The organism is Streptomyces sp. MS06, assembly GCF_047200655.1.
In the GTDB taxonomy this organism is placed as follows: domain Bacteria; phylum Actinomycetota; class Actinomycetes; order Streptomycetales; family Streptomycetaceae; genus Streptomyces.
Genome location: NZ_JBJZOJ010000111.1, coordinates 1 through 8,417, shown reverse-complemented (window position 1 = coordinate 8,417; position 8,417 = coordinate 1). Strand labels below are relative to the sequence as shown.

The 8,417-nt window shown below is 70.6% G+C and carries 10 protein-coding genes; 4 read left to right on the top strand and 6 right to left on the bottom strand.

The genetic code is table 11. The features are described 5' to 3' along the window. Nucleotides 1–717 precede the first annotated feature (717 nt). The 3 genes from ACL02U_RS32330 to ACL02U_RS32320 form a co-directional block, all read right to left on the bottom strand. Nucleotides 718–1,248, bottom strand: coding sequence for a hypothetical protein (locus ACL02U_RS32330; RefSeq protein WP_412794573.1), 531 nt, complete (start codon nucleotides 1,246–1,248; stop codon nucleotides 718–720). Then, nucleotides 1,226–1,459 (bottom strand): hypothetical protein, encoded by a 234-nt coding sequence (locus tag ACL02U_RS32325; protein WP_412794572.1) that lies wholly within the window; start codon nucleotides 1,457–1,459, stop codon nucleotides 1,226–1,228. Before ACL02U_RS32325 ends, ACL02U_RS32330 begins: the two co-directional genes overlap by 23 nt. A gap of 117 nt (nucleotides 1,460–1,576) precedes the next feature. Next, the gene (locus ACL02U_RS32320; protein ID WP_412794571.1) at nucleotides 1,577–2,239 is read right to left on the bottom strand and encodes a DNA-3-methyladenine glycosylase; all 663 of its coding nucleotides are present in this window, start codon (nucleotides 2,237–2,239) and stop codon (nucleotides 1,577–1,579) included. Between the two features lie 372 nt (nucleotides 2,240–2,611). Here ACL02U_RS32320 and ACL02U_RS32315 point away from each other — a divergent pair, with 372 nt between their 5' ends. From ACL02U_RS32315 to ACL02U_RS32305, 3 genes are all read left to right on the top strand, one after another. Beyond that, nucleotides 2,612–3,394, top strand: a complete 783-nt coding sequence (locus ACL02U_RS32315) for a sporulation protein (protein WP_412794570.1) — start codon at nucleotides 2,612–2,614, stop codon at nucleotides 3,392–3,394. 144 nt (nucleotides 3,395–3,538) lie between these two features. Further along, complete coding sequence (locus tag ACL02U_RS32310; RefSeq protein ID WP_412794569.1) at nucleotides 3,539–4,078, top strand: YbhB/YbcL family Raf kinase inhibitor-like protein; 540 nt, start codon at nucleotides 3,539–3,541, stop codon at nucleotides 4,076–4,078. Between the two features lie 167 nt (nucleotides 4,079–4,245). Then, nucleotides 4,246–4,752 carry an HNH endonuclease gene (locus tag ACL02U_RS32305; RefSeq protein WP_412794568.1) on the top strand — a complete coding sequence of 169 codons (507 nt, stop codon included), beginning with the start codon at nucleotides 4,246–4,248 and terminating at the stop codon, nucleotides 4,750–4,752. Nucleotides 4,753–4,919: 167 nt separating this feature from the next. Here ACL02U_RS32305 and ACL02U_RS32300 read toward each other — a convergent pair whose 3' ends face one another. From ACL02U_RS32300 to ACL02U_RS32290, 3 genes are all read right to left on the bottom strand, one after another. After that, nucleotides 4,920–5,870: an SPFH domain-containing protein gene (locus tag ACL02U_RS32300; protein ID WP_412794567.1), complete on the bottom strand. Its 951-nt coding sequence runs from the start codon at nucleotides 5,868–5,870 to the stop codon at nucleotides 4,920–4,922. Nucleotides 5,871–6,009: 139 nt separating this feature from the next. Beyond that, on the bottom strand, nucleotides 6,010–6,441 hold the full coding sequence (locus ACL02U_RS32295) for an NfeD family protein (RefSeq protein WP_412794566.1): 432 nt from the start codon (nucleotides 6,439–6,441) through the stop codon (nucleotides 6,010–6,012). 55 nt (nucleotides 6,442–6,496) lie between these two features. Then, entirely contained in the window at nucleotides 6,497–7,294 is a 798-nt protein-coding gene (locus tag ACL02U_RS32290) for an ABC transporter ATP-binding protein (protein ID WP_412794565.1), read from the bottom strand. Between the two features lie 150 nt (nucleotides 7,295–7,444). On the opposite strand from ACL02U_RS32290, the gene ACL02U_RS32285 reads away from it, so the two are divergent. Continuing rightward, complete coding sequence (locus ACL02U_RS32285; protein ID WP_412794564.1) at nucleotides 7,445–8,233, top strand: hypothetical protein; 789 nt, start codon at nucleotides 7,445–7,447, stop codon at nucleotides 8,231–8,233. Nucleotides 8,234–8,417 lie beyond the last annotated feature (184 nt).

Genomic DNA, 8,417 nt, shown 5'->3' with positions numbered 1-8,417 from the left:
GTCCCCACGGTTCACAGCGTCCTCGCTGTGTATTTCAAAGGAACCTCGCCCCAGCAATACTGCTGAAGACGGGGTATCAACATATCTGGCGTTGACTTTTGGCACACTGTTGAGTTCTCAAGGAACGGACGCTTCCTTTGTACTCACCCGAGACACTGTCTCGCGGCTTTCCTCCGGGCGCTTCCCTTCGGTGTCTCCGACTCTATCAGATCTTTCCGATCCGATTTCCTCGGTGCTTCCCAGGTTCCCGCTCTCGCGTTTCCCTTTCCGGCGGTTCCGACTCTATCAGATCCTTTTCGAACCTGACTCCCAGTCAGCGGGATTGACCTCGGGCTTTCCGGCTTTCGTCGGGCCGCCTTGCGGTGTTCACTACGCTAGCCGATTTCCGCTCCGGCTCATAATCGAGTCGTCGGAGTCCGAATTCATGCACGCAGGCATGAGAAAAGGGACCCCGGTGAGGGTGTGTCGTAGGTAGTGGATGGCCGCTCCGGCTGCAGGCGAACGCCGTACCCGGTTCAGCGGCTCGGGATACGTTACGCACCTTCGAGGACCGCGTCAACTTGGCTCGCGACTCGTCCCGCAGAGGCCCGGTGCGGGACGGGCGCTCGGCCCGGCGGACGGTGCCGTGTCCCGCCGCGCCCAGGAGGGTCCTCGCCTCTCAGCGCGAGGGTCGGGGACGCGGGGGAACCTCCGATATGGGCGGGCGTACGGACCGGGCTACCCGCGCCGTGCTTCCCACATCCGGCGGGCGCCGACCTCGCTCGGGAACTCGTGCACCGTGACCATGGCCGCGCTCCAGCCGACGCAGAACGCGGCGAACGCGGGCATCACCGGGGCCGCGAGCACGAGGAGAGCACGGCCTGCGAACGCAAGCCTCGCGGCACGGCCCTTCTCGGCACGCTTGCGGCTGCGGGACTCCATGGGCGACGGAGGGTCCAGCAGGTCCTCACGTTGACGACGCCGCTGCACCGCCCAGCCCCAGACCAACGCCCCGCAGGAAGCGATCACCTGCGCCCAGTCCCACACCCCGCGCACGCCCGGCGGCAGCACGGTGCGGAAACCCTCGTACAGGCTGAGTGCCACGAAGCACAGGAACGCCATCACCGCCGCCATCAGTACGGCGATCCGGATCCTGCGCAGTCGGTAGCGGGTACCCCGCTCCCACCAACTGGTGCCGAGTCCCGGCAGCTCGGGGAGCTTGACCGGTGCCGACGAAGCGGGGACCTCAGAAGATGCTCTTGACGCCACCCCACACATCCTTTCCCAGCCTCACGAAGTCGTCCCCGGTCTCCGACAGGACATGCCCCGAGCCGTGCAGCACGCCCCCGACCACACCGTGGTCGGGGATGTCCTCGCTCCAGTGCTCGTGGAACGAGTGGTCGATGATGCCGGTGGCGCCGATGACGACGGCGCCACCGGATGCGCGGGCACGAACACCGGTGTGCTTATACGGGAACACCCGGTTTCGGGCCCGGCCCCGTTCGGCGTCGCCGGGGGGTGCGTACTCCGCGGGCCGGACGTCGACCTGCTCGAGGGTCGGGTTCCCTGCCGAACCGGGTCCGAGGACGGGGTGACGTCATCCCTCCCGCTTGTCCTGGGCCTGCTGCGTGGGTCGGCCGCGGCGCCGCGCGGTGTGCCGCCGGAAGGGGCTGACCGTGGGGTCCGTCGCCGTCCAGAAGCGCCAGGGGACGTCCTGAGCGCGGGAGACCCCGGTTCGTGGGCCGCTCAGGACGCGGTCCGGAGTGACGGGGCGACCGCGTGCCACGCGGACCGCGGACCCCGGGTCGCAGAGGTCGCTGCCGTCGAGGTCGCGGGTGATGGCCAGCGCGTCGGCGAGCCGTCCCGGGCCCCTCGCAAGGTCCCGCGGCGAACGGGCCGCAGGGCGCCGTTCGGCAGCCGTCGCCGTGCCGGCGATCACCTCGCCCGCTCGCACCAGCACTGCGTGCGACTCGCCTTCCGCGCCGCACACGAGGTTTGCGGCGTGATGCATCCCGTAGATCCAGTACACGTACAGATGGCCCGGAGGGCCGAACATCGAGTTGTTGCGGGGTGTCTGGCCGCGCCAGCCGTGGGAAGCCGGGTCCTCGCCGCCCTCGTAGGCCTCGACCTCGGTGATGCGCAGCGCGACCGTATCGCCGCCGGCATCGGAGATCAGGACATGGCCGAGAAGGTCCGGAGCCACCTCGTGGGCGGCTCGGGCGAAGAACGGGCGGGGCAGGAGGTCTTCGGTTTCGGGCATCGCGCCGTCATTCTTTCAGGCGGTGTCCTCGCCGGTGGCGCGGGAGACTTGTCGGTCGGGGCCGGCACGGGGCCGGGACTGGGCCGGGACGGGGCCGGGACGGCGGCCGGGCGCGGGACAGACGTCCGGCCCGGCGATCCGTGCCGGTGGTCGGCCCGGCGGGTGCGGGGTGACCGCTTCGGGCAAGGCCGGCCGGGGAACTCCCGCGGCGGGCGGTACGGTCGGGGTCGCGATCATGCCGTGGTGCCGCCGGGGTGGTCCCGTCGCGCGGGCCGGGGGGTGTCCCCCTGCCGGGGAGGGAGCGGAACCGGTCGCGGGCGGATCGCGTTTGTAGGGATCAGACGCACGCACAGAGGCGTAGTAGGGAGAGACATGGCGTTCAAGAAGCTGCTCGCGAGCCTGGGGGCCGGCGGTGCCTCGGTCGAGACGGTGCTGACCGAGGTCAACGTGGTGCCCGGCGGTGTCGTCCAGGGCGAGGTGCGGATCCAGGGCGGGTCCGTGAACCAGAATGTCGAGGGCCTCTCGGTGGGTCTGCAGGCCCGGGTCGAGGTGGAGAGCAGCGACTCGGAGTACAAGCAGGACATCGAGTTCACGAAGCTCCGGCTGGGCGGTGCCTTCGAGTTGCAGGAGGGCGCCGTGCACGCGGTGCCGTTCGGGCTGGAGATCCCGTGGGAGACGCCGGTCACGATGATCGACGGGCAGGCGCTGCGCGGGATGCACATCGGTGTGACCACGGAGCTGGCGATCGCGCGGGCCTTCGACTCCACCGACCTGGACCCGGTCAACGTCCATCCGCTGCCGGCGCAGAAGGCGATCCTGGACGCCTTCATCCAGTTGGGGTTCCGGTTCAAGGCGGCCGACATGGAGCGGGGCCACATCCGGGGCACCCGGCAGGCGCTCCCCTTCTACCAGGAGATCGAGTTCTCCGCGCCGTCGCAGTACCGGGGCCTCAACGAGGTCGAGCTGAGCTTCGTGGCGGACGAGCACGCCATGGACGTCGTCCTGGAGATGGACAAGAAGCCGGGGCTGTTCAGTGAGGGCAGCGACACGTACCGGACGTTCCAGGTGGGCCTGCACGACTGGCAGGGGACCGACTGGGCGGCCTACCTGAACCAGTGGCTGTCGGAGGTCGGCAGCAAGCGCAACTGGTTCTAGGCCCCTCGGGGAGCGGCTTCCGATGCGTGCTCCCGGTGTGCCGGGCGCCGTGACGGGGCGATCTTCGCCTGTTGCGGCACTAGGCTCGGGAGCACGGATTCCGCTGCATCGGAATCTCCCCGGAACCGATCAGGAGGTGCCCAGGTGACCGAGCTCAAGAGGCGGCCGCTGCCCCACGACTTCCATCCGCCCGTGCCGTCTTTCGCGGTCACGAGCGAGGACGTCCGGGAGGGAGCGACCCTCAAGGGCGACCAGGTCCAGGCGGAGGGGAACACCTCGCCGCAGCTTCGCTGGTCCGGCTTCCCGCCGGAGACCAGGAGTTTCGCAGTGACCTGCTTCGACCCGGACGCGCCCACGGGCAGCGGGTTCTGGCACTGGGTCCTGTTCGACATCCCGGCCTCCGTGACGGAGTTGCCGGCCGGTGCCGGCAGCGGCGGGTTCGACGGCCTGCCGGGGGGCGCCGTCCACGCGCGCAACGACTACGGGACGAAGGAGTTCGGTGGTGCCGCACCGCCGCCCGGGGACGGACCGCACCGCTACGTGTTCACGGTGTACGCCGTGGACCGGGAGAAGCTCGGTCCGGACTCCGACGCGTCTCCGGCGGTCGTCGGCTTCAACCTGCGGTTCCATGCCCTGGCGCGGGCCCAGTTGATCGGCGTCTACGAGGTGCCCGCGGAGAGCTGAGCGGCAGGCCGCTCGATTCCGGCGTTCACCGAAGGTTTGCCCGTCTCCGGTCTTGGAAGTGATCGGAGGCGGGCATCTTTTATTGCGTTGTCCATCTCGGCGTGCCCGGCCAGAGTTGATCCCAGCCCGCCAGGGGGTGGGCCGGTGCACACGGGAGGTGGGCTGGTATGCGGGACACGCTGGTGCTGAACGCGAGCTTCGAGCCGCTGTCGACGGTGACGCTGAACCGAGCCGTCGTTCTGGTGCTCCAGGCCAAGGCCGTGGTCGAACAGGCCCACCCCGAACTGCGGATGCGCGGAGCTCTGGTGGACATACCGGCGCCCAGGGTGATCCGGCTGTGCCGCTACGTACGGGTGCCGTTCCGAAGACAGGCACCCTGGTCGCGGCGGGGCGTGCTGGTCCGGGACCGGCACCGGTGCGCGTACTGCGGTCGGCGGGCGACGACCGTGGACCATGTGGTGCCGCGGTCGCGGGGCGGGCAGGACAGCTGGCTGAACACGGTGGCCTCGTGCGCGGAGGACAACCACCGCAAGGCCGACCGCACTCCGGAGCAGGCGGGCATGCCGCTGCTGCGGCAGCCGTTCGAGCCGACGCCGGCGGACGCGATGCTGCTGGCGCTCGGGCGGGAGGACTACGACGCACTGCCGGACTGGCTGGCGCAGGCCGCGGCGTAGTCCCGGCCCGGACCGGCCGGCGGGGGCCACCGCGCCCGGTGCACGAGGGGTGCGCCTCGTCCCCGTTCGGGCGCGTGGACCCGTCTCCGTACAAGCTGGGGGCCCGCCTTCCGTGCTTCCGTGCACGGAAGGCGGGCCCCGGGCCTGTGCCGGCCGGCTCGCCGGGGTCAGTCGAGGGAGGGCTTCTCGAGGCGCTCGGCGGCCTTGCCGCCGGTGGTCGGGGTCCCGTTGCCGCCGCCGGTGATCGGGCCGAAGTTGCCGATGGCGCCGCCCAGTCCCTTGAGGGCGTCGCCTATCTCGCTGGGGACGATCCAGAGCTTGTTGGCGTCGCCCTCGGCGATCTTCGGGAGCATCTGGAGGTACTGGTAGGAGAGCAGCTTCTGGTCGGGGTCGCCCGCGTGGATGGACTCGAAGACGGTGCGGATGGCCTGGGCCTCGCCCTCGGCGCGGAGCGCGGCCGCCTTGGCCTCGCCCTCGGCGCGCAGGATCTGGGACTGCTTCTCGCCCTCGGCGCGCAGGATCTCGGACTGCCGCACGCCTTCGGCCTGGAGGATCGCGGCGCGCTTGTCGCGGTCGGCGCGCATCTGCTTCTCCATCGAGTCCTGGATGGAGGTGGGCGGTTCGATGGCCTTGAGTTCGACGCGGTTGACCCGGATGCCCCACTTGCCGGTGGCTTCGTCGAGGACGCCTCGCAGGGCTGCGTTGATCTCCTCGCGGGACGTCAGCGTGCGTTCCAGGTCCATGCCGCCGATGATGTTGCGGAGCGTGGTGACGGTGAGCTGTTCGATGGCCTGGATGTAGCTGGCGACCTCGTAGGTGGCGGCCCGGGCGTCGGTCACCTGGTAGTAGATGACGGTGTCGATGTTGACGACCAGGTTGTCCTGGGTGATCACGGGCTGGGGCGGGAACGGCACGACCTGCTCGCGCAGGTCGATGCGGTTGCGGATGGTGTCGATGAACGGGACGACGATGTTCAGGCCCGCGTTCAGGGTCCGGGTGTAGCGGCCGAAGCGCTCGACGATGGCGGCACTGGCCTGCGGGATGACTTGGATGGTCCTGATCAGGGCGATGAAGACCAACACCACCAGGATGATCAAGACGATGATGACCGGTTCCACCGTCGTTCCCCGTCCCCTCCTCCGCCTCGGCACCTGCGGAGATCTTGTGACTGTCGAAGATCTTGCTGTCGAGTCTGACAGACCGTCGCATGGCCCGTAAGGGGTTCCGCTCAGTTGCCCGGGCGCCCGTGGCGCGGGGTCACAGGACGATCGCCGTGGCCCCCTCGATGTCCACGACGTCCACCTCTTCGCCGACCTCGTAGGCGCGGTCCTTGTCCAGGGCGCGTGCGGACCAGACCTCGCCGGCGAGCTTGATGCGGCCGCCGGTGCCGTCGACGCGTTCCAGGACGAGGGCCTGTCTGCCTTTCAGGGCGTCGATGCCCGAGGCGAGTTGGGGCCGCTGGGTGCGGTGCCGGGAGGCGATGGGGCGGACCACGGCGATCAGGGCGACCGAGACGGCGAGGAAGGTGATGATCTGCGCGACGGCGTGGAAGCCGAAGGCGGCCATGATCGCGGCGGCGACGGCGCCCACGGCGAGCATCCCGAACTCGGGCATCGCGGTGACCACGAGCGGGATTCCGAGTGCTGCCGCCCCGACGAGCCACCACACCCAGGCGTCGATGTCGTTCACAGTGCCATGGTAGAGCCGCGGGTCCTGCCGCCGACAGGGCCCCGGTGGGACGGGCTCAGGAGAGCGGCAGGCCCTGGGCGGTCCAGCGGTCGCCGACCTGCTCGACGACGAGCGGCAGCCCGAAACAGCGGGAGAGGTTGCGGGAGCTGAGCTCCAGTTCCAGCGGCCCGGCGGTGAGTACCTTGCCCTGGCGGATCATCAGGACGTGGGTGAAGCCCGGCGGGATCTCCTCGACGTGGTGGGTCACCATGATCATCGAAGGGGCGATCGGGTCGCGGGCGAGTCGTCCGAGGCGCCGGACGAGGTCCTCGCGGCCGCCGAGGTCGAGGCCGGCGGCGGGCTCGTCGAGGAGCAGCAGTTCGGGGTCGGTCATCAGCGCGCGGGCGATGAGGGTGCGCTTGCGCTCTCCCTCGGAGAGGGTGCCGAACTTCCGGTCGACGTACTCGGTCATGCCGAGGCGGTCGAGGAAGGCGCGGGCCCGCCGCTCGTCGATCTCCTCGTAGTCCTCCTGCCAGTGCGCGGTCATGCCGTACGCGGCGGTGAGCACGGTGCGCAGGACGGTCTGGCGCTTGGGCAGCTTGTCGGCCATCGCGATGCCGGCCACGCCGATGCGCGGGCGCAGCTCGAAGACGTCGCTGCCGGGTTCGCCGAGCGTCTCGCCGAGGATGGAGACCTTGCCCTTGCTGGGGAAGAGGTAGCTGGAGGCGACGTTGAGGAGGGTGGTCTTGCCGGCGCCGTTGGGTCCGAGGATGACCCAGCGCTCACCCTCCTTGACCGACCAGGAGACCTGGTCCACCAGAGCCCTGCCCTCGCGGACCACGGATACGTCCTGAAGCTCCAGAACATCGCTCATGAGCGCGTTGTCTCCCCTTGCAGTGTGCCGTTCTCGGCTGTCGCGTACGCCTGTGGCTCGGTCCGCCGCGCCGGTGGGCGCAGCCCTCGAAGAAATCTACGCCACTGGCCGGGCGGGCCGTGCCGGCGGTCCGGTCCTTAGGGTGGGGGCATGTTCTCGGAACCGCGCTCTGGACGCCTCGCCGCTTGGGGCAACGCCCTCTTTGCCGGATATGTCTCACCTGATGACGCGGCGCTCGCCGTGGTGGGGGCGGACGGTGTGCACCGGGTGGCGGGGCTGCCGGGTGAGTCGTCCCTCGTCGGGCTGACGCTGGCGCTGGGCCGGCTGCGCGGGCTCGGGGTCGCGGGGCTGCGGGTCGCGCTGCCGGTGGCGGGGCACCCGCTGGGACTGAGCGGGCCACCGGATTTCAACCGGCGGGCGATCGACGCCGAGGAGGCGGTGGTCTGCCACGGGGCCGGCCTGGGCCTGGTCCCGGAGGTCTCCGAGGCCGGGCCGGAGGGCGATGTGCACGTCGAGGTGGTGTGGCGGTGCCTTCCGGTTCGGGAGGCACCGCCGGCCGACGTGCCGTCGCTGGGCGAGGCGGAACGTGAGCTGGCGGAGGCGCTGAGGGAGGCGACCGAGGTACTGACGCGGCTGGACGTGGCCGCTTCCGGGCCGGGTGCGGAGAGCGTGGTCGACGCTTACCGGGCGCGGGTCGAGGGCGGCTCGGAGATCCTGGCGCCGGGGTATCCGCCGCGGGCGGTCCGGGTGCTGGAGCTGGCGCGACGGGTGGCACTGCTGGTGTCGCTGGCCCGGGAGAACGGGCACGGCGGGGCGGTGAGCGCCGGGGAGATGGCGGCGCGGGCCGAGGCCCTGCGCCCGGTGGAGCGGGTGGCGCGGCGGGCCCAGGTCGCCGCCTACAACTCCGTCGTGGAGGAGGGGGAGCGCCGACCGTACTGACGGATCGGGCCGTACTCACCGGTCGGGCCGTACTCACGGGTCGGGCCGTGCTGACGAGCCGGTCCGGCCGGGGCGCCGGTCTCCGCTCACGGATCTCCCGCTCTCCCGGTCTCCCGGTCTCCCGGTCTCCCGGTCTCCCGGTCTCCCGGTCTCCCGGTCTCCCGGTCTCCCGGTCTCCCGGTCT

What these genes read in the sequence shown, in the direction of transcription:
- ACL02U_RS32320 (WP_412794571.1), bottom strand. Translation starts at nt 2,239, where the DNA reads ATGCCCGAAACCGAAGACCTCCTGCCCCGCCCGTTCTTCGCCCGAGCC.
- ACL02U_RS32315 (WP_412794570.1), top strand. Translation starts at nt 2,612, where the DNA reads ATGGCGTTCAAGAAGCTGCTCGCGAGCCTGGGGGCCGGCGGTGCCTCG.
- ACL02U_RS32305 (WP_412794568.1), top strand. Translation starts at nt 4,246, where the DNA reads ATGCGGGACACGCTGGTGCTGAACGCGAGCTTCGAGCCGCTGTCGACG.
- ACL02U_RS32290 (WP_412794565.1), bottom strand. Translation starts at nt 7,294, where the DNA reads ATGAGCGATGTTCTGGAGCTTCAGGACGTATCCGTGGTCCGCGAGGGC.
- ACL02U_RS32285 (WP_412794564.1), top strand. Translation starts at nt 7,445, where the DNA reads ATGTTCTCGGAACCGCGCTCTGGACGCCTCGCCGCTTGGGGCAACGCC.